The sequence below is a fragment of the uncultured Streptococcus sp. genome (assembly GCF_963518475.1).
GTDB lineage: Bacteria > Bacillota > Bacilli > Lactobacillales > Streptococcaceae > Streptococcus.
Map to the genome: position 1 here is coordinate 22,891 of NZ_CAUQJA010000015.1, position 21,459 is coordinate 44,349.

The following is a 21,459-nucleotide window of genomic DNA, read 5'->3' on the forward strand; positions in this document are numbered from 1 at the left end:
CATGAACCTGAACCATAAGACCTCCTAACATTTCCAAGAACATAAGATAGAGACTAGTTTATCAAAAGTACATAGCCATCACCTTCCCCCAACTATAAAATAAATCCTTTTTTATATCTACATTATAGTCCTGTAAAAAAGGAAAGTCAATTAAAATTGTGACTATATTAACAATTTCATTCTAGCAGAAACTCATTGATATTTTCATTTGATCTTTATTTCTTATTTCCTTTTTGGAGATTGATTTTTCTAATTTCATTATATTCCTTATTTCTCCTCAGATTTCTCCTGTCCCTAGAAAGACTAAATCTGTTCCTAAACGGTCACTTGAACCAAAGAAAAATTCCAAAGCAAATGCCTTGGAACTTCTTATCTTTATTTTGCTTGAATGATTTTAACCACATCTCCTACACTTTGCAGTTGGTCAATTTCCTCATCGCTGATTTCGATATTAAATTCATCTTCCAGTGTCAAGATAAACTCCATCAAGTCAACTGAGTCAGCATCCAAATCATCTTTCAGACTCAAGGATTCTGTCACGACAAAGTCCTCTCCCTGTCGCTCTTGGATAATGGTCACAATACGGTCAAAAATTTCTTTTTCTGTCATCTCTTTTATTCTCCTGAAAATTCACGCGCAGTCTGGGCAACTACGTCTGTTTCTAGCATGGTACGAATCTGGCGGATTGTACTATAAACAGCCTTGGCATCGCTTGAGCCATGAGTCTTGACAACCGGTGCCTTGACACCAAACAAGACTGCTCCACCAACATCTGAGTAGTTGAGCTGTTTTTTCAAACCTCTGAGGCTATCCTTGAGAAGGAGGGCACCTAGTTTCGCTCGGAGACCACCACCTGTAATAGCGGTCTTGAGCAAGCCCATGATTCCCATGGCTGTCCCTTCAATGGATTTGAGCACAGCGTTTCCCGTGAAACCATCTGCCACGACAACATCCGCAACGCCATTCATCAAATCACGCGCTTCCACGTTTCCGATAAAGTTTAAACTTTCATCAGCTGCTAGTAATTCGTAAGTTTCCTTACGAAGCGGATCGCCCTTGCTACTCTCTGTTCCGTTATTGAGCAAACCAACACGTGGTTGCGCAATTCCACGGACATTTTTAGCATAGAAGGAACCTAGAACCGCATATTGATGGAGGTGCTGGGCTGTATTTTCCGCATTAGCACCGAGGTCCAGCATGTCAAAACCTTTTCCATCTACAGTCGGCAAGGTAGACATGAGTCCTGGTCGATCGATATTCTTAATACGACCCACGATGAAGAATCCTGCCGCTAGTAAAGCACCTGTATTCCCAGCCGATAGGACAGCATCTGCCTCTCCATCTTTGACAGCCTTGGCCGCCAAGACCATACTGGCATTTTTCTTCTTCCGAATAGCTCTCGTAGGTTCATCGTCTGAATCAATCTTTTCATCCGTATGGATAATGCTGACGCGCTCTGTCGCTGTCAGATATTGCTTGATTTTAGCCTCATCTCCGTAGAGTTGAACCTCAATATCTGAAAAGTCAGCAAGGGCTTGATTGACACCCTCAACGATGGCCTGAGGTGCGTAATCGCCCCCCATGGCATCTACTGCGATTTTTTTCATTTCTTTTCCTCTTTTAGTAATTGTCCCCAGTCTGCTAGGGAATCAATAAATTTCTTTGATTTTAGGTGAATCCCAACGTACTCTTCGTAGAGTTGATCCATAAATTGGCGTAGCTCTTGCTTGATTTCAGGCTTGAGCGAAATGGTCTCCAAAGTCTCAAAATCAATAGCTTGAAACTGATTGAGCAGATAAGGGATATTGGGATTGAGATGGCAACGTCTCTCATCCTCATGATAATGTTCTGGACAGAGGCAGGCGCCATATTTGAAAGAAAAGTCAAAAGCCTGACCAACCCGATGGCAAAAAACACACTCATTAAAATTGAGACTAATACCAAATTGAGTCAAGATTTGAATTTCAAAAATATTGGTCAAGACCTGATAATCCAAGCCTGCTTCCATCAGCTCCAAAGTCTTTTGTAAAAAAGCAAACAAGGGAGCATCCTGCTGATTGTCCTGCAAACTAGCATCTGCAAGAGCTGCTACGTAGGTCGCATAGGCCATGACAAAGAGGTCGCTATTAATCTTGGGAAAAGTCATCACCTCATGATAGTCCTCAATGTAGCTAAGCCCATCATCATTGATTCGTAAGAGAAACCGAGCCAGCACCAAGGGTTGAATAACAGGAGCTAGTTTGGACTGACCAGCGTGTTTGACGAAAAACATGCGCTTGCCAGCCTGCTCTGTAAAAATCTTGACTAGCTTGTCATCCTCACGAAAATTGCGATTGTAGAGCACCAAGCCTTGACTCGTGATAGACTGAATCATGCTTCTCTCATATACTCCTCAAGTCGTTTCATGGCTTCTTTGATAGTCTCCATGCTGGCTGCATAAGATAGGCGAACATAACCTTCCCCATAACGCCCAAAGGCTGCACCAGGGATAAAGGCAACAGCCTTCTTCTGAGCAAAATCCTTGAGAAAAGCAAAAGAATCTTGATTATATCCTGCTGGAATCTTAGCAAAGATATAGAAGGCACCGTCTGGTTTGATAATCTCAAAACCAAGAGCAGTCATTTTCTCGATAATATAGTCCCGACGCTGGATGTATTCCTTCTTCATAGGTTCCGCATCATTTTTACCAGCCGTCAAGGCTTCCACCGCAGCATGTTGAGCCATGGTATTTGCGGCAGTCACCAAGTACTGGTGACTCTTGATTAACTGGGCTGTAAAGGCTGCAGGAGCAAAAATCAGACCCAAACGCCAACCGGTCATGGCATGTGATTTAGATAGACCATTGATAATAATAGCCTGATCTCTCAACATAGTTCCCAGAGATACATGGGCTTCCCCTGTATAGGTCAATTCTGAGTAAACCTCATCACAGACAACGAAAATCTCGTACTTGCGTAAAACAGCTGCCAAGGCCTCCAACTGTTCCCGACTATAGGTAATTCCTGTCGGATTAGCCGGATAGTTAAGAATAACCGCCTTGAGCTTGTCTCCCTGCTCCAAAATGGCCTTCTCCAACATTTCAGGAGTCAAGACAAACCCATTTTCAGTTGTGTCAATCTCGACAACCTCTGCCCCAACTAGATTGACAATCGGTTCATAACCCGGATAAGCAGGAGCTGGCAAAAGCACCTTGTCTCCCTCTTCCAAAATAGCTGTCAAAGTAGCAGATAAAGCCTCTGTCGCCCCAATTGTAACCAAAATTTCATTTTCAGGAGCATAGTCCAGTTGGTACTTTTCCTTAACAAAGTCACTGGCTGCCTGACGTAGAGTCAGCAAACCACTCATCCCTGTATAGTAGGATTGGTTCTGATCAATCGCTCGCTTAGCCGCCTCCTTGACATGGTCTGGCGTTGTAAAATCAGGTTCCCCCAAGGTCAAACGCAAGACCCCAGGAATCTCCGAAATAGCTTGGTCAAACTGACGAATCAACGAAACTTGAATCTTATCTAACTGTTTATTAAAGCGCTTAGTTAAGTCCATAGATACCTCCTACTTTCAAAACGTATCTCTATTATACTACAAAAGCCCCCCGACCGCAAAAATACATGATAGAATAGCTTTCCACTTTCTATTTTACTTTTCCTCTTTACAGGTCTATAATAGTAACAGATTCTATTTGGAGGTTTTTATGTCATTTCTATCAAAAAATGGAGCAGGCATCTTGGCCTGCCTTCTGATTTCAATCGTATCTTGGTACTTAGGAGGATTCTTCCCTGTGATTGGCGCGCCTGTCTTTGCAATTTTCATAGGCATGCTTCTCCATCCCTTTCTCTCGCCTTATAAACAACTGGATGCGGGATTGACCTTTAGTTCCAAGAAATTGCTTCAATATGCTGTTGTCTTGCTTGGTTTTGGTCTCAATATCTCGCAAGTCTTCGCAGTCGGACAATCTTCACTCCCTGTCATCCTGTCCACCATCTCAATAGCTCTGATTATTGCCTATTTCTTCCAGCGCTTCTTTGCACTGGATACAAAACTGGCTACCTTGGTTGGAGTAGGTTCTTCAATCTGTGGTGGTTCTGCCATTGCAGCGACAGCGCCCGTTATCCATGCCAAGGAAAAGGAAGTAGCCCAAGCCATCTCCGTTATCTTTTTCTTCAATGTCTTGGCTGCGCTCATCTTTCCAACCCTCGGCACCTGGCTTCATCTATCCAATGACGGCTTCGCCCTCTTTGCAGGAACTGCAGTCAATGATACTTCCTCTGTAACCGCCACAGCTAGCGCCTGGGATAGTCTCTACCAGACCAATACCCTCGAATCCGCAACCATTGTCAAACTCACACGTACTCTAGCTATCATCCCCATCACTCTCTTTCTCTCCTACTGGCAAAGTCGTGAACAAAAAAATAAGCAAGGCTTACAATTGAAAAAAGTCTTCCCACTGTTTATCCTTTACTTTATCCTTGCATCTCTCCTAACCACCCTACTGACCTCTCTCGGGGTATCCAGTAGTTTCTTTACCCCTCTCAAACAACTCTCCAAATTCCTCATTATCATGGCCATGAGTGCTATCGGTCTCAAAACAAATCTGGTCGCTATGGTCAAATCTAGCGGAAAATCCATTGTTCTCGGAGCGATTTGCTGGATTGCCATCATTCTCACCAGTCTTGGTATGCAAACCCTTATCGGCATTTTCTAATACTCTTCGAAAATCTCTTCAAACCACGTCAACGTCGCCTTGCCATAGGTATGGTTACTGACTTCGTCAGTTCTATCCACAACCTCAAAACTGTGTTTTGAGCTGACTTCGTCAGTTCTATCTGCAACCTCAAAACCGTGTTTTGAGCAACCTGCGGCTAGTTTCCTAGTTTGCTCTTTGATTTTCATTGAGTATAACACAAAAGGTAGCCCACCAGCTACCTTTTTCTTATGCTTCCTCAATCAAGCGTGTATGTTCTCTCTTGATACAACGATTCATCACGATGTCATCGCATCCACCAGCACGCAAGATTTCTTCCGCCTCTAGACTTTCAAGTCCTAGCTGTGCCCAAAAAATCTTAGCATCAGCCTTGAGAAAATCACGCGCTACATCAGGCAGAAATTCACTGCGACGGTAAACATTAACAATATCTACAGGAAAAGGAATCTCAGCGAGGCTGGCATAAGCCTTTTCACCCAAGATTTCGCCACCTGCCGCCTTGGGATTGACAGGGATAATTTTATAACCCCGAGCCTGCATTTCCTTGGTCACTCGATTGCTGGTTGTTTCTTCACGGTCTGATAACCCCACCACAGCAAGGGTTTTACTCGTTGCCAGATACTGACGAATCACGCCATCACTTGGATTGATAAATTCTTGACTCATAGAAATCCTCCTTTTTCATCAGTATAGCACATTTTGAAAAGGCTTGCAGAATTCTACTACAAAAAAGGAGGACTAGCCCCCTTTTTATTTAGCCTCGTACCATGTTACCCCTTCATTTTCATCTGCGATGAGGGGAACACTGAGTTGAATGGCTTCTTCCATGGTTTGTTTGACCAATTTTTTCATCTCTGCTAGTTCCGATTTAGGCACTTCAAGGACGATTTCATCGTGCACTTGCAGAAGCATCTTAGTCTGATAAGCACCTGCAACTAAGGCTTTATCCAGCTGGATCATAGCAATCTTGAGAATATCTGCTGCAGACCCCTGGATAGGTGAGTTGATGGCCGTTCGCTCTGCAAAACCACGAATATTGAAGTTGCGCGAATTGATATCTGGCAACTCACGACGACGCTTGAAGAGGGTCTCTACATAGCCCTTATCACGCGCCTCACGCACCACTTCATCCATGTAGTTTTTAATACCTGGGAAGCGTTCAAAGTAGGTATCAATGTAGGCTTTGGCCTCCTTACGGCTAATCCCCAGATTATTAGACAAACCAAAATCTGAAATCCCGTAAACCACTCCAAAGTTAACGGCCTTGGCATTGCGACGGTCGTTTGCAGTCACATCCTCAGGACGCTCAATGCCAAAGACTCGCATGGCTGTCGAAGTATGAATGTCAGCACCCTCTTGGAAGGCCTTTATCAAGTGTTCATCTTTAGAAATATGAGCCAAAACGCGCAATTCAATCTGCGAATAGTCGGAACTGAGCAGCACACTATCCTCCCACTCTGGAACAAAAGCCTTCCGAATGAGACGGCCCTGCTCCAAACGCACAGGAATGTTTTGCAAGTTTGGATCCACACTAGACAAACGCCCGGTCTGGGTCAAATCCTGCACATAGCGAGTATGAATCTTTCCATCAGCTAAAATCCAATCCTGCAAGCCAATCACATAAGTAGACTGAATCTTAGCAATCTGACGGTAGTCGAGGATTTTCTTAACAATCGGAGCAATCGGAGCAAGGCGCTCCAAGACATCCACCGCTGTCGAGTATCCAGTCTTGGTTTTCTTAGTGTATTCTAGAGGAAGTCCCAATTTTTCAAAAAGAAGTGCCCCCAACTGCTTAGGCGAGTTGATATTAAACTCCTCACCAGCCAGCTCATAAATCTCCTGAGTCAGTTTTTCAATGACAAGCTCATTTTCAGCCTGCATCTCAAGCAAGGTCTCTTTCTTAACCGTAATCCCAGCAATCTCCATCTTGGCAAGGACAAAAGCCAGAGGTTGCTCCATATCATAAAGAAGCTCTAATTGCCCATTTTCACTGAGTTTTTCAAGCAAAATAGGCTCTGTTTCGACCAAAACTGCAATCTTCCGAGCCAAGTGTTCCAAGAATTTCTCGCGTTCAGGAATGGCCTTTTTAACACCTTTACCGTAGAAGGTCTCATCATCAACCAAGTAAGTCTGACCATAAAGACTAGCAATAGTCGCAATTTCATTGTCCTCCACAGTCGAAAGGAGATATTTAGCTAAACGGCTATCAAAAGCAGGCGCCTGTAAATCCACACCAAAACGATTCAAGAGAACTTTGGCCTTCTTAAAGTCATACACTCTCAGAGGTGTTTTTTCTAAGAAGTCCTTGAAAATTGACTCTTGCAAAAGCTCAAGCTTGTCTGTAGCATAGAGCTTTTCCCCACAAGACCAGGCAAATCCAACCAAATCATCCGTATGGTAATTTTCACCAAAAAGCTCAAAATGGAAGATAGACTCTTCACTCAGCATATTTTGACTGATTTGGTCAACAATAGTAAAGTCCAAACTTTCAGTCACATCGCCTGAAGACACATTTAAAGCCTGCTTGAGCTGTTTGAAGCCCATCTCATCGTAGAATTTCCCAAGATTTTCAACATCTGGACCACTATAGACCAAATCCTCCAAACCAATCTCAATCGGTGCCTTGGTATCAATGGTCGCCAGTGTTTTAGACAAAAAGGCCTGTCCCTTATCATTGATGAGATTTTCCTTCATCTTAGAAGCCTTCATCCCATCGATATTCTCATAAATCCCCTCGAGCGAGCCATGCTCCAGCAAGAGCTTGATACCCGTCTTTTCACCGATTTTGGTCACCCCAGGGATATTATCCGACTTATCACCCATGAGCGCCTTGAGATCGATAAACTGAGTCGGTGTAAGACCCATCTTTTCCATGAGATAGTCTGGCGTAAAGGCCTCAAACTCAGCCACACCTTTCTTGGAAATCTCAACCACCGTATGCTCGTCCGTCAGCTGAATCAAGTCCTTGTCCCCACTGACAATGGTAATATCAAAACCATCCTGCTCAGCTAGTTTATCCAGCGTCCCGATGATATCATCCGCCTCATACTGAGCCAACTCATAGTGGCGAATACCCATGTGATCCAGCAACTCACGAATGAAAGGAAATTGCTCACGAAACTCATCAGGAGTCTTAGCCCGACCACCCTTATAGTCCGCATACATCTCTGTACGGAAGGTCGTCTTACCCGCATCAAAAGCCACCAAAATATGACTCGGCTCAACTCGCTCCAACAAATGGCTCAACATCAACTGAAAACCATAAATCGCATTGGTATGCAAACCAGCCGCATTCTTAAAACGGTCCAACTGCTGATAGAGCGCAAAAAACGCCCGAAAAGCAACGGAAGACCCATCAATCAATAATAATTTTTTCTTATCCATACACCCATTATAAAGGAAAGCACCAAAAAATACCATTGGGAAGAGCCATACCCAATATTTTTCACACTTTTTCCGAATAAATAGATAGAGCCAGAGAATCCAGTAAACCTAGATTTAAAACTGTGGTATAATGAAAGGAGAAAGAGTATGACTGTACGTCATCCGGGCATCAGCCCAACCAATGATTTGGTTGCTAAGAAAATCTTTAGCAATCCAGAAATCACTTGTCAATTTATCCGCGATATGCTGGATTTACCAGCAAAAAATGTGACGATTTTGGAGGGAAGTAACATTCACGTCTTGCCTTCCCTGCCGTACTCAGCGCAGGATTTCTATACCAGTATAGATGTTTTGGCAGAGTTAGACAATGGCACGCAGGTTATTATCGAAATCCAAGTGCATCATCAGAATTTTTTCATTAATCGTTTGTGGGCTTACTTATGCAGTCAGGTCAATCAAAATCTCGAAAAAATTCGTCAACGAGAAGGTGATACACATCAAAGTTACAAACACATCGCCCCCGTTTATGCCATTGCAATCGTGAATAGCAATTATTTCCAAGATGACTTGGCTTTCCATAGCTTTAGTATGCGCGAGGACACGACAGGTGAGGCTTTAACAATTACAAACAATAGACAAGAAAACCATCTAGTCAAGATGGCATTCTTGGAATTAAAAAAATACAGAGAAACCAGCAAAGACGAGGTTCGCAAGCCGTGGTTGGAGTTTTTCGGCAATAAACCCTTTACCCAAGCACCCGAGCGAGCTATCAGTCAAGCAGACCAACTGCTAGACTACAAGAGCTGGTCCGAGGAGGACAGGAAAATGTTTAGTGAACAGCGTAGACGCGAAGAACAAGCCTTGTTAGCACAGGACTATGCCTTGGAACAAGCTGAAGAAAAAGGTTTAGAGCGTGGGAAAGTTGAAGGAAGGGAAGAAGGGAAACTTTTTGCCTTCTTAGACATGGTTCGTCAAGGTCTCCTGACTTCCGAGGTTGCCAGCCAGCAGTTGGGCATGACCGTCGCTGAATTTGAGGCACTATTGTAAGTTTATAGAATAAAAGTGAACAAATCTGAAACATCGTTTTGTTCACTTTTTTCTTCTTTTCAACAGAACTCTCACTATAGTCCATATCACAAAAAGAGAAGGTCATAAATCCTTCTCTTTTATATCTTCAACTAATTAGTTTTTGCGTTTCACAAATGGAAGGGCACCAAGGAGCAATCCAAGGAATCCTAATGATGCAATTGCAACATTATCTTTACCACCAGTATTAGGAAGTTCTTTCTTATCATCTGCTTTTGCAGCTGGGGCTTGATAAGTGTTATCTTGGCTAGTACCTGCTACAGTTGGTGTAACCGCAGGAGTTGTCGGTGTTTCAGCTGTTGGCATAGCTGGAGCATCCGTTCTAGGAGTTGTTGGTGTAGATGAAGCATCTGTTCCAGGTGCAGCTGGTGTAGTTGGTACAAGTGCAGGTTCATTTACAGCTGTGTTATCACTTTGTCTACCTTCTTCTTTAGTTGGGCTACCTGTACTATCACCTACTTTTTTAATTTCAGGATACTCTGGAAGTTCTTCTTGAACTAAAGCTTCACCTTTTTCTGATTTAGGTTGTTCAGCTGGTTTATTTTCCTCAGCAGGAGCGGGATTTGTAGTTTCTTCAGCTTTTTTATTTGCCGCATCTAATTCTTTTTCTGCTTCTTTTGCAGTTAAGCCTTCTTTGAATCGTTTCACAAAGTCAGATCTCTTTTTAGCTGCTTCTTCCTTTAATTTTTCAATTACTTCCTGTTTTTGTTTTTCTAATTCAGGATCATTCTTCGTATCAGCTTTTTCTAATTCTGCAATTGCTGCTTTTAATGCCGCATCATAATTAGCTAAGAATTCTTTTTGCGCTGCTTCTTCTTTAGCTGCCGCTTCTTTATCTTCTTCTGCAGCCTTCTCATTCGCTTTATCGATTAATTTCTCTGCTTCTTCTACAGTTAATCCTTTTTCGAAGCCTTCTACGATTTGTTTTCTTGTTGCGTCTGATGCTGCTTTTAATGCTGCAATTGTATCAGCTTTTGCTTTTGCTTCTTCTGGACTATTCGTTTCAGCTTTTTCTAACTCTGCAATTGCTGCTTTTAATGCTGCATCATAATTAGCTAAGAATTCTTTTTGCGCTGCTTCTTCTTTAGCTGCCGCTTCTTTATCTTCTTCTGCAGCCTTCTCATTCGCTTTATCGATTAATTTCTCTGCTTCTTCTACAGTTAATCCTTTTTCGAAGCCTTCTACGATTTGTTTTCTTGTTGCGTCTGATGCTGCTTTTAATGCTGCAATTGTATCAGCTTTTGCTTTTGCTTCTTCTGGACTATTCGTTTCAGCTTTTTCTAATTCTTTGACAGCCTCTTCTAATGCTTTATCATAATTTGCTAAGAACTCGTCTTGTGCTGCTTTTTCTTTTGCTGCCGCTTCTTTATCTTCTTCTGCAGCTTTCTCATTTGCTTTATCGATTAATTTCTCTGCTTCTTCTACAGTTAATCCTTTTTCGAAGCCTTCTACGATTTGTTTTCTTGTTGCGTCTGATGCTGCTTTTAATGCTGCAATTGTATCAGCTTTTGCTTTTGCTTCTTCTGGACTATTCGTTTCAGCTTTTTCTAATTCTTTGACAGCCTCTTCTAATGCTTTATCATAATTTGCTAAGAACTCGTCTTGTTTTGCTTTTGCTTCTGCTTCTGCTTTTGCTTCTTCCGCAGCTTTTTTATTTGCATCATCAATTGCTTTTTCAGCTTCTTCTACAGTTAAACCATTTTTGAAACCATCCTCGATTTCTTTTTTCTGTTTAGCTGCTTCTGCTTTTAATTTTGTAATGGCCTCTGCAACTTGTTTTGCTAATTCAGGATTATTTTGAGTATCCGCTTTTTTTAATTCTGCAATTGCGTCTTCTAACGCTTTATCAAAATTCGCTAAAAATTCTTTTTGAGCTGCTTCCTCTGCTTTAGCTGCTTCTTCCTCTTCTGCTTCCTCTTTTTTAGCAATTTCTTCTATTTCATTTTCAGTAGCTTCTGCGGTTTTCCCTGTCTTGAACCCATCCTCGATTTTAGCTCTCTCTTTAGCTGCTTCTGCTTTTAATTTTGCAATTGTCTCTTTAATACTTTCAGCTGATCCTGGATCATTTTTTGCTTCTTCTTCTAATTCTTTAATAGTTTCTTCTAAAGCTTGATCAAAATTAGCTAAAATTTCATTTTGAGCTGTAGTTTCTTCTGCAGCTTTTACAACTGACGGTTGAGAAGCAATAAATGCGGATCCCAACATAGCAACACTAGCCAAGCTAGTTAAAATTATTTTCTTTTTATCCATTTTAAAAACCTCTTTTTTATAATATATTCCTTTCCATTATAACGTTTCTTAATGTCATAAGCAAGCAATATAAATAAACCCTTTTAATTCATTTAAACTGGAAAAATTTATCCTTTCTAAATCTTATCTTTTCTTCAATCCACTACAGTTGACAAAGAGCCAAAAAAGCTAAAAAGCAGGAGATTTCTCCCCTGCTTTGATTTAATTACTTAAAATTAAACCCATTCACCATTAGCATTCACAGTATACCCATTAATTGTAGTATTAACTGCCAAAGCTCCTGAAGAATATGAATAATACCATTTACCAGCTACTTGGAACCAACCTGTCTTCATAGCGCCTGAACTAGCAAGATAATACCATGTTCCACCTTGGTTCAACCAACCTGTCTGCATAGCACCTGAAGCATTGAGGTAATACCAATTGCCATCTACAAATTTCCAGCCTGTCTGCATAGCACCTGAACCGTCAAGATAATACCATGTACCATTGTCTTTTATCCATCTAGTACCCATTTTACCTAAACTATCAAAATGATACCAGCTGCCATTTATAAATTTCCAGCCAGTTTCCATAGCACCTGAGCCGTTAAGATAGTACCAATTACCATCAACTTGTTTCCAGCCAGTTTTCATCACACCAGTTTCATCCAAGTAATACCATGACCCATCTTTGACCCAACCTGTCTTCATTCCATCTTCTTTAGAGAAATAATACCAATCCAGTCCAATTTTCTTCCATCCAACATGACGATTTCCCTCATCATCGATGAAGAATTTTTTACCATCAATTAAAACAATACCTGGTTTAAGGACACCTTCCTCATCTAAGAAATAATGTTTCCCGTCTACTGTAATATCCCCTGTTAGACGAACACCTTCTTTTAGATAGTAAGTTTTATCATCAATTTTGATAAAGCCAGTTTTCTTATCACCATTTTCAACAAAATAGTAAACCTTATCAGCAACTTTTACAAATCCTAACTGTTTGAAACCATCTTTTTCATCTAGGTAGTATTGCTTATCACCTGCAGTCAATAGACCTTTTTTCATAGCTCCATCAGCTTCAAAGTAGTAAGTCTTACCATCAATTTTTTGCCAGCCGGTAACCTTTTTGCCGTCCTTAATATAGTAGACCTTCCCGTTCTCCGTTTTGAATTGACCTGCAGAAGTAGACTGGTTTTGATTATTACTATTATTTTGGTTAGTATTAGTCGTTGAATTTGAACGATAAATATGGTAAAGTGTATCACCTTTTAATTCACCATTAACATAAGTATAGTTGGCAATATCCAGACGACTGGTATCAGAAGCTGCAGATCCTGTACGTGGATCTTTAATATCAACTGGAACATCACTACCAGGTTTATATTCTACAAAACGAACTGCTTTGACAGAAGAGTTAGAAGTTGTTGAGCCACTATTATTGTTTGTACCAGTACCATTTTGGTTATTGTTCCCATTAGTATTACTAGTGCTACCATTGTTTTGGTTGTTATCTCTATGGTATGGATTGGTCTGAGTACCAGAATTCGTAGTACCTGTTGTAGCAGTTGGCGCATACATATGATACATAATACCATTCTCTTCTCTACTAGAAGTATAGATATAATTTGCAATTTCAGGGTGATTCTCAATAGATGCAGCTGTCACAGCAGATCCTGTTAGTGCAGTTTTGATATCTACAGGTCCACCATTTTTAAATGTTGCATAGTGGACTTCTTTAACCGTAGAAGTTGTTGAAGTCGTTGTTGCCCCTGTTTCAGCAGCTTTTACTTGTTGGACCGTAGCCATCGCTAGCACTGAAGTAGCTAGCAAGATACCTGTTAGTGTTTTTCTCATAGAAAAAATCCTCCTGTATTAAGATAATAAATTTATCTAAATTATATCCCTTTCCTATAATAAATGCAATAAAAAACATAAAAAGTGTAGAAATATTTAAGAGTAACAAAAAGAGAGCAGTTCAAACCACTCTCTTTGTTATTTTATACCCATTCACCGTTGGCATTTACATAGTAGCCATCGACTGTAGTACTTACTGCAAGGGCACCTGAACTATAAGCATAGTACCATTTACCACCAACTTGGAACCAACCAGTTACCATAGCACCTGAGCCTTTGAGGTAGTACCATGAATCACCTACTTTAGCCCAACCTGTTTGCATAGCACCTGAACTATTTAGGTAGTACCAAGTGCCACCATCTTGCAACCAGCCAGTTTGCATCTCACCTGAACCATTTAGATAGTACCAAGTGTTGCCATCTTTAACCCACCATTTTTGCATGATGCCTTCAGCGTTAAAATAGTACCATTTACCACCATCTTTAAGCCAACCAACTTGACGTTTACCTTCTTTATTTACATAAATCCAATGATTGTCAACTTTGTTCCAGCCAGCTTTAGTATCAGAATCATCTGTCAAGAAGTACGTTTTACCATCAACAGTGATTTCACCGAACTTACGCTCACCTTCTTCAGTAACATAGTAATACTTATCTCCAGCATCCTTGATAAGACCAGTCTTACGTTCACCTTCTGCTGTGATGTAATACCATTTACCAGCACTGTCTTTTACAATACCTGACTTGGTTGTGCCATCTTCAGCAAAGAAGTACCATTTTGCCCCAACTTTATGAGCTCCAGTTGTCACAACACCATCTTTGACAAAATAAGTTTTACCATTATCGGTAACAACTTCTGTCTTACGAGCTCCATCTGACACAAAATAATAGGTTTTTTCTCCTACTTTAATGAAACCAGTTTTCTTAACACCTTGTCCATCTAGATAGTAACGTTCAGAGGTGTTTTCAAGTACTCCGTGAGCCATAACACCTTCACTATCAAAATAGTAAGTTTTACCATCAACATTTGCCCAACCTTTTACAGGGTTTCCTTTATAGTAAAGATAACGATTCCCAGCTGACTCACGCCATTTTACATCCTTGTCAGACGTCTTATAACCCTGAGTATTTAATTCACTAACTGGAGCATCTGGATCATTTACATGATCTTCAATCTTTGTTCCTTTTTCAACAAATAGGTAATATTTTCTCCCACCTTCAACAAAAGTACGTTGGTATTCAAAACCATCAATTGATGGATGTTTTGAAATAGGTTGATTACCATCTTCATAAAAAACTGTCTTACGCTCCTGTGAGCGCCCATTAATCACTGTGACCCACTCAGTTCTATAAACAACTTCTTCCGCACTTACTGGACTAGCAGTAGTAGCAGAATAACTTGTCAAAACTGCTGCACTTGCCATTGTTAGACTAGCTAATGCTAGAGCTAAAGCTTTTTTATTCTTCATTTGAATATTCTCCATTTTTAAAAATTTAGGTGATAAACCTAGCTTTATTGTATCTTATTTTTTAAAAAAATTCTAAGAAAAACTGAACTTTTTATGTAAAAAATAAAAAGCAGAAGAAATCTTCTGCTTTTTTGATTAAACTAGATTATTTAACCCATTCACCGTTTCCGTTTACAGTGTATCCACCTACAGTTGTGTTAACTGCAAGGGCACCTGAACCGTCAACGTAGTACCATTTACCAGCAACTTCAAACCATTGGCTAGCTTTCATAGCACCTGATGCTTCAAGGAAGTACCATTTGCCACCGTCTTGCAACCAACCAGTTTCCATAGCACCTGAACCGTTTAGGTAGTACCAAGTGTTACCATCTTTAACCCACCATTTTTGCATTACGCCTTCAGCGTTAAAGAAGTACCATTTACCGTCAACTTGTTTCCAACCAGTAGCTTGTTTGTTGTTGTCGAAGTAGTGCCATCCGTTTTCACCTTGAACCCACTCAGTACGAGCAACGTTATAAGTGTCAGTTTTTTCGATTGTCAACTCACCGTTAACAAACATGTCTGAACCTTCACGTACAACTTCTTCTGCATCAAGTAGAGTACCTACTGTAAGATTAGCAGGAACAAAGTAACCTTTTGGAGCTTGATCAACACGGTAAACTACATAACCACCGTTTTCAACAGCAAACTCAACATCACCTGCTGCGTCAGTAGTTCCTTCAATTAAAGCTGGTTTTTTGTAGTTGTCAAAGTCTTCTGGTGTTTTGTATACTAAAGCAGCTACTTTAACACCTGCTACAGGGTTACCTTGGACATCTTTAACATGTACACGAACATGAGTACCATTACCAAATACATCTGGTAAAACCTTACCATCTTTACCGATACGATTTCTTACAGCGTATGGGTTTGTAGCTGGAGTTGCTGGTTTGTATTGGTCAGCATCAGCAACTACACCAGTGTGAGCTGAAACAACTGTGTTTCCGCTATAGTTAGCTTGGTCGATTTTACCAGTAAGTGGGTTTACACGACCAGTACTATAACCGTTGTTACCATCAGCTGAAACAGCTTGTACAGCACCAAATGCTGCAAGAGCGACTGCGCTTGTCAATAAAACTTTTTTCATCGTTTTATCTCCTTTGTTTTTCTTTAAAATATTTTTCGTAAGACTATCTTACTACCATACAGTATATAAATATTTGCAGGATTTGTCAAGGGTTTTCTTCTACTTTTTAAAGTTTTTACCCATTTTTAGAAAAAAAGGTGAAAAAAACAACTTTGCGAGAGTGAATACGCTTAAAATATCCTATATTCAAGTGAAAATCTCACAATTTTTTGATCCTTGAGTAAAATCATTCATATCTAATCCACATAGACAGTTGGACAGAACTCACTTCTGTAGTATTATCCTATAACCCCTTCGAAATGTCAAGCAAAAATGACAAGTTTTTTGATAATAACTTGCCATTTTATAAACTTTCTACTATTTAAAATGTGACCTTATAGCAAGTCCTCAAACTCTGCGACCGTCATACCTAATTGCTGGCTGGCAACCTCAGGTGTCAGAAGACCTTGGCGAACGAGATTTAGTAGCATAGACAAACTTCCTTCAACTTTCCCACGCTCCAGTCCCTGTTCAATGCCCTCTGCGCGACCACGTTCAAGACCACGTTCTAAACCTTGTTCAATACCTTCGGCTCTAGCGGTTTCCAAGGCATAGTCCTGTGCTAACAAGGCTTGTTCTTCTCGCATACGTAGTTGACTAAACATTTTCCTGTCCTCCTCGGACCAGCTTTTGTAGTCTAGCAGTTGGTCTGCTTGGCTGATAGCTCGCTCTGGTTCTTGGGTAAAGGGTTTATTCCCAAAAAACTCCAACCACGGTTTGCGAACCTCGTCTTTGCTGGTTTCTCTGTATTTTTTTAGTTCTAAGAACGCCATCTTGACCAGATGGTTTTCTTGTCCATTGTTTGTAATTGTTAAAGCCTCACCTGTCGTATCCTCTCGCATGCTAAAACTATGAAAAGCCAAGTCATCTGAGAAGTAGTTGCTATCCACGATTGCGATAGCGTATACCGGTGCGATGTGTTTGTAACTCTGATGTGTATCACCTTCTCGTTGACGAATTTTTTCGAGATTTTGATTGACCTGACTGCACAGGTAAGCCCATAAACGATTAATGAAAAAATTCTGATGATGCACCTGAATTTCAATGATTACTTGGGTGCCATTGTCCAACTCCGCCAAAACATCTATACTGGTATAGAAATCCTGCGCCGAGTAAGGTATGGAAGGCAAGACGTGAATATTACTTCCCTCCAAAATGGTCACATTTTTTGCTGGTAAATCCAGCATATCGCGGATAAATTGACAAGTGATTTCTGGGTTGCTAAAGATTTTCTTAGCAACCAAATCGTTGGTTGGGCTGATGCCCGGATGTCTTAGAATCATCCTTTTCCTCCTTTTATTATACCACAGTTTTAAATCTAGATTTGCTAGATTCTCTGGCTCTATCTATTTATTCGGAAAAGAGATGAAAAAACCTGAGAATCATCTCAGGCTTGGTCATTAAATCTTTTTCTCAATACTGAAAAGTGGAGAAAGTGGACGTTTTTCATGGATACGTACAATAGCATCCCCTAGGAGATGAGCGATTGAAATCTGCTCAATCTTATCAATCAAACGCTCTTCTGGGAGATAGATAGTATCCAAAACAACCAATTTCTTAATAGCTGATTTTTGGATATTGTCCATAGCAGGACCAGAAAGAACTGGGTGCGTACAGCTTGCATAGACTTCAACAGCACCAGCTTCTGCAAGGGCATCTGCCGCGTGACAAATCGTTCCAGCTGTATCAATCATATCATCAATCAAGATACAAGTCTTGCCTTCGACCTTACCGATGATGTTCATGACTTCACTGGTATTCATCTTATCAACACTACGACGTTTATCAATGATAGCAATAGATGTTTTCAAAAATTCTGCCAACTTACGAGCACGAGTCACTCCTCCATGGTCTGGGCTGACAACCACATAGTCAGAACCAACCATGCCACGACGCTCAAAATAATCCGCAATCAGAGGAGCTCCCATCAAGTGATCCACAGGAATATCAAAGAATCCTTGAATCTGCGCAGCATGCAAGTCGATTGTCAATAAACGATCCACTCCAGCTACTTCAAGCATATTTGCGACAAGTTTTGAAGTGATTGGCTCACGCGCTCTCGCCTTTCTATCCTGACGTGCATACCCATAGTAAGGCATGACAACATTGACAGATTCTGCACTCGCACGCTTCAAAGCATCCACCATAATCAAAATTTCAAGCAGATTGTCATTTACAGGCGAGCTAGTTGATTGTAGGATAAAGACGTGTTTCCCACGGATTGATTCTTCGATGTTGACCTGAATCTCTCCATCTGAAAATTGGCGAACACTTGATTTCCCCAACTCTATCCCAATCTCCTGCGCTACACGTTTTGCCAATTCTTGATTAGAAGAAAGGGCAAACAGCTTTAAATCAGAAAAAGACATGATTTCCTCCGGTATATATGTATCGCTTGTGCTTTTCACAAGATTTTTCCATCTACCATTGTAGCGCTTTTTGCACTATTTTTCAATCAAAAATAAAAGAAGGGTACCATATTTGTACCCTTGCATCATTCTTTTGAAAAATATTCTAGTTCATCAACTCATTGTGCTTCTCAACAAAGCGATAAGCCTGATAAAAACCATAGAGAGCAATAGCCGTAACCACTGGAATCGCTAGTGGCAACTCTGTCTCTAATTCTACAAAAGGAGAGTTAAACAAGAAATGAGTTCCCAAGGCTAAACCTAGGAAAATAAGCCCCTGTTTCTTGCCAACCTTCTGTCCTTTATAGGCTCTGTAAAGCAAGTAAACACCTACTACAGCCAGACCTGAAAAAGTCCAGTGAGAGGCAATTCCTGAGATGATACGCTCTAAAATTCTCGAAATGGTAAAGTCAAATCCTTCTGGTAAATCCGTACGAATGTAGCCAATATCCTCAATCATTTGGAATCCTAAACCAGAAGCAATTCCTAGTAAAAACAAAGATTTTAATTTTCGCACAGGAATCAAAGCTAAAACAAAAACAAGTGGCAATAATTTCAAGGGTTCTTCTACCAAAGGAGCCACAATCGCACTTTCAAAGGCATTTAAAAATGCATTATCTGGGAAAAGAACCCCCAGCAAATCATGGATATAGGTATTCGCAAAGCTAGACAACCAGCCTGAAAGGAACATCCCACCCAATAAAGACAGAATCAAGGCTTTCTTTGGTAATTCCCATTTTTTCCCAATACGGAAAAGGAAATAAAGAGCCGGAATCATGTAAAAGAGAGCTAGAAAGATAGAAACTCCCATGAGTCCATATTCCGCACCTGACATAGAACCGTCCGTATAATAGATGGTTTCATATTGTACACCAATACATAGCAATAAAATAAAAATAAATAAAATACTGTTTTTCTTCATACACTTTCTTTCTAAATGAATTTTTTACAATTCTACGACTGTCATACTTCCTGTATCCACATCGTAAATAGCACCAGAGATAATGACATCATCTGGTATTAGGGGAGACTCGATAAGGAGTTGCATATCCTCGCGCACACTCTCCTCTATATTTTGGAAGGGCAAGAAGTCCTGGTCTGACACATCGACACCTAGTTCCTCTTTCAGATACTCCTGAAAAGAGCCATTTTCAAAAGTCTGAGCACCACAGTCTGTATGGTGTAACACCACAATCTCTCTTGTCCCCATCTGTTGCTGGGAAATAACCAGCGAACGAATCATGTCCTCAGTCACTCGACCACCTGCATTCCGCAAGATATGAGCATCCCCAAGTGCCAATCCCAAAGCTTGCGCCACGTGCAAACGTGAGTCCATACAGGTCACAATAGCCACTCTTGTTTTGGGTTTAAGTGGCAGATTTAACTGCCCATGTAGGGCAACATAAGCCTGATTGGCTTGCATAAACTGTTCAAAATACGACACGATTCCCTCCTCGAAAATTTGATAGTCAAATATTTCTCCTATCTTATCATTTTTAAGAGGATTTGTCACGGATTATGCAAAGACCTTTTTCAAAACTTCCTGAATCGTTGTCACGCCAATGACCTGAATTTCCATGGGTGGAGTGATTCCTGTCAAGGAATTTTTCGGTACATAGATTTTTGTAAAGCCCAGTTTAGCAGCTTCATTGATGCGTTGCTCGATACGATTCACGCGCCGAATTTCTCCAGTCAAACCCAGTTCTCCCACAAAACATTCCTGAGGGTTGGTTGGCTTGTCTTTATAGCTCGAAGCAATGGCAACTGCAACAGCTAAGTCAATGGCAGGTTCATCCAATTTGACACCTCCAGCAGATTTGAGATAGGCGTCCTGATTTTGCAAGAGAAGACCTGCACGCTTTTCCAAAACAGCCATAATCAAACTCGCACGATTAAAATCAAGTCCTGTCGTCGTACGCTTGGCATTTCCAAACATGGTCGGTGTTACCAAAGCCTGAACCTCCGCCAAAATCGGACGCGTCCCTTCCATAGTCACAACGATTGACGAACCAGTCGCCCCATCCAAACGCTCCTCTAGGAAAACTTGACTCGGATTGAGAACCTCAACCAAACCGCCCGACTGCATCTCAAAAATCCCAATCTCATTAGTGGAACCAAAACGATTTTTGACCGCCCTCAAAATACGGAAGGTATGGTGACGCTCCCCTTCAAAGTAAAGCACCGTATCCACCATATGCTCCAACATACGCGGACCAGCCAGAGTACCTTCCTTGGTCACATGTCCTACGATAAAGATGGCAATGTTATTAGTCTTGGCCAGCTGCATGAGCTCAGCAGTTACTTCACGCACCTGAGACACAGATCCTTGCACCCCTGAAATTTCAGGAGACATAATAGTCTGAATGGAGTCGATGATGAGAAAATCTGGCTGGATGCGCTCTACCTCTGCTCGAACACTCTGCATATTGGTCTCTGCATAGAGATAAAACTCACTATCAATATCACCTAAGCGCTCTGCACGTAGTTTAATCTGCTGGGCAGACTCCTCCCCACTGACATATAGAACTGTCCCCACTTGGGACAACTGGGTTGAGACTTGTAGGAGAAGGGTTGATTTCCCAATTCCAGGATCCCCACCTATGAGTACGAGACTTCCTGGTACCACTCCGCCTCCAAGTACACGGTTGAATTCCTCCATCTCCGTCTTGGTTCGATTGACATTGATGGAGGTCACTTCAGCCAGTTTCATGGGCTTGGTTTTCTCACCTGTTAAAGACACACGCGCATTCTTGACCTCGGCAACCTCAACCTCTTCTACAAAGGAAGACCAAGACTCACAGTTGGGGCAACGTCCCAGATATTTAGGGGAATTATAGCCACAATTTTGACATACAAATGTCGCTTTTTTCTTTGCGATGATAAACCTCTTTCTATATCTCTAACTCACACTCAATCACTTGGCAAAAATCAATCTTCTCATTTGGCACAAACTGGCGCATGAGCATGTTGTGAGTTACCACTATCACAGTCTGATAATCTCGATACTTAGCCATGCAGCCTAGAAAACGAGACTTCATCTCCGTAGCTGTCTCATATTGAATAGTACTATTAGGAAGTAACTCCCCCTTATTTTCCAGAAATATAGTACGAGCTTTTTCAAAATTATCTGTGCCACTTTCATAGACCTGCCATTCAT

At 41.1% G+C, this 21,459-nt stretch carries 18 protein-coding genes and 1 pseudogene; 2 read left to right on the forward strand and 17 right to left on the reverse strand.

Annotated elements, in window-relative coordinates; translation table 11 throughout:
* Positions 1–375: 375 nt before the first annotated feature.
* Genes RYK12_RS07040 through RYK12_RS07055 form a run of 4 tightly spaced genes read right to left on the reverse strand, consistent with a single transcriptional unit; the run spans position 376 to position 3,540 of the window.
* A complete protein-coding gene (locus tag RYK12_RS07040) occupies positions 376–609 on the reverse strand; it encodes an acyl carrier protein (protein ID WP_000136445.1) in 234 nt (77 codons plus the stop codon).
* A 5-nt stretch (positions 610–614) separates the two neighbouring features.
* A complete protein-coding gene (plsX, locus tag RYK12_RS07045) occupies positions 615–1,607 on the reverse strand; it encodes a phosphate acyltransferase PlsX (protein WP_050222969.1) in 993 nt (330 codons plus the stop codon).
* Positions 1,604–2,374 carry a DNA repair protein RecO gene (gene recO / locus RYK12_RS07050; RefSeq protein ID WP_261117689.1) on the reverse strand — a complete coding sequence of 257 codons (771 nt, stop codon included), beginning with the start codon at positions 2,372–2,374 and terminating at the stop codon, positions 1,604–1,606. Before recO ends, plsX begins: the two co-directional genes overlap by 4 nt.
* The gene (locus tag RYK12_RS07055; protein WP_000366354.1) at positions 2,371–3,540 is read right to left on the reverse strand and encodes a pyridoxal phosphate-dependent aminotransferase; all 1,170 of its coding nucleotides are present in this window, start codon (positions 3,538–3,540) and stop codon (positions 2,371–2,373) included. The genes recO and RYK12_RS07055 overlap by 4 nt, the downstream gene beginning before the upstream one ends.
* 148 nt (positions 3,541–3,688) lie before the next feature.
* On the opposite strand from RYK12_RS07055, the gene RYK12_RS07060 reads away from it, so the two are divergent.
* Positions 3,689–4,699: a YeiH family protein gene (locus RYK12_RS07060; protein ID WP_314848060.1), complete on the forward strand. Its 1,011-nt coding sequence runs from the start codon at positions 3,689–3,691 to the stop codon at positions 4,697–4,699.
* Here RYK12_RS07060 and RYK12_RS07065 read toward each other — a convergent pair.
* The 3 genes from RYK12_RS07065 to polA form a co-directional block, all read right to left on the reverse strand.
* Positions 4,696–4,887: a hypothetical protein gene (locus RYK12_RS07065; RefSeq protein WP_314848063.1), complete on the reverse strand. Its 192-nt coding sequence runs from the start codon at positions 4,885–4,887 to the stop codon at positions 4,696–4,698. The two genes, RYK12_RS07060 and RYK12_RS07065, sit on opposite strands and share 4 nt — an antisense overlap.
* Before the next feature lie 40 nt (positions 4,888–4,927).
* A complete protein-coding gene (locus RYK12_RS07070) occupies positions 4,928–5,365 on the reverse strand; it encodes a CoA-binding protein (RefSeq protein ID WP_000076477.1) in 438 nt (145 codons plus the stop codon).
* Positions 5,366–5,449: 84 nt separating this feature from the next.
* Positions 5,450–8,083 carry a DNA polymerase I gene (gene polA / locus RYK12_RS07075; RefSeq protein WP_314848067.1) on the reverse strand — a complete coding sequence of 878 codons (2,634 nt, stop codon included), beginning with the start codon at positions 8,081–8,083 and terminating at the stop codon, positions 5,450–5,452.
* Between the two features lie 147 nt (positions 8,084–8,230).
* Between polA and RYK12_RS07080 the strand changes: the two genes are divergently transcribed.
* The gene (locus tag RYK12_RS07080; protein WP_314848069.1) at positions 8,231–9,130 is read left to right on the forward strand and encodes an Rpn family recombination-promoting nuclease/putative transposase; all 900 of its coding nucleotides are present in this window, start codon (positions 8,231–8,233) and stop codon (positions 9,128–9,130) included.
* A gap of 135 nt (positions 9,131–9,265) precedes the next feature.
* Here the strand turns inward: RYK12_RS07080 and RYK12_RS07085 are convergent, their stop codons facing one another.
* The 10 genes and pseudogenes from RYK12_RS07085 to RYK12_RS07130 form a co-directional block, all read right to left on the reverse strand.
* Positions 9,266–11,419: an LPXTG cell wall anchor domain-containing protein gene (locus RYK12_RS07085; protein WP_314848072.1), complete on the reverse strand. Its 2,154-nt coding sequence runs from the start codon at positions 11,417–11,419 to the stop codon at positions 9,266–9,268.
* A gap of 215 nt (positions 11,420–11,634) precedes the next feature.
* Positions 11,635–13,260 carry an N-acetylmuramoyl-L-alanine amidase family protein gene (locus tag RYK12_RS07090; protein WP_060627308.1) on the reverse strand — a complete coding sequence of 542 codons (1,626 nt, stop codon included), beginning with the start codon at positions 13,258–13,260 and terminating at the stop codon, positions 11,635–11,637.
* A 143-nt stretch (positions 13,261–13,403) separates the two neighbouring features.
* Positions 13,404–14,729: an N-acetylmuramoyl-L-alanine amidase family protein gene (locus RYK12_RS07095; protein ID WP_049544004.1), complete on the reverse strand. Its 1,326-nt coding sequence runs from the start codon at positions 14,727–14,729 to the stop codon at positions 13,404–13,406.
* 145 nt (positions 14,730–14,874) lie between these two features.
* The gene (locus tag RYK12_RS07100; protein WP_049544006.1) at positions 14,875–15,855 is read right to left on the reverse strand and encodes an N-acetylmuramoyl-L-alanine amidase family protein; all 981 of its coding nucleotides are present in this window, start codon (positions 15,853–15,855) and stop codon (positions 14,875–14,877) included.
* Between the two features lie 374 nt (positions 15,856–16,229).
* Positions 16,230–17,177 carry an Rpn family recombination-promoting nuclease/putative transposase gene (locus tag RYK12_RS07105; protein ID WP_314848081.1) on the reverse strand — a complete coding sequence of 316 codons (948 nt, stop codon included), beginning with the start codon at positions 17,175–17,177 and terminating at the stop codon, positions 16,230–16,232.
* Between the two features lie 117 nt (positions 17,178–17,294).
* A complete protein-coding gene (locus RYK12_RS07110; RefSeq protein WP_033682853.1) occupies positions 17,295–18,263 on the reverse strand; it encodes a ribose-phosphate diphosphokinase in 969 nt (322 codons plus the stop codon).
* Positions 18,264–18,408: 145 nt separating this feature from the next.
* Entirely contained in the window at positions 18,409–19,224 is an 816-nt protein-coding gene (locus RYK12_RS07115) for a PrsW family intramembrane metalloprotease (protein WP_153199789.1), read from the reverse strand.
* Positions 19,225–19,248: 24 nt separating this feature from the next.
* On the reverse strand, positions 19,249–19,746 hold the full coding sequence (locus RYK12_RS07120) for a carbonic anhydrase (RefSeq protein ID WP_084925939.1): 498 nt from the start codon (positions 19,744–19,746) through the stop codon (positions 19,249–19,251).
* Between the two features lie 72 nt (positions 19,747–19,818).
* Positions 19,819–21,180, reverse strand: coding sequence for a DNA repair protein RadA (radA, locus tag RYK12_RS07125; RefSeq protein ID WP_399555446.1), 1,362 nt, complete (start codon positions 21,178–21,180; stop codon positions 19,819–19,821).
* A 13-nt stretch (positions 21,181–21,193) separates the two neighbouring features.
* A pseudogene (locus RYK12_RS07130) lies at positions 21,194–21,459 on the reverse strand (histidine phosphatase family protein); the annotation flags it as partial.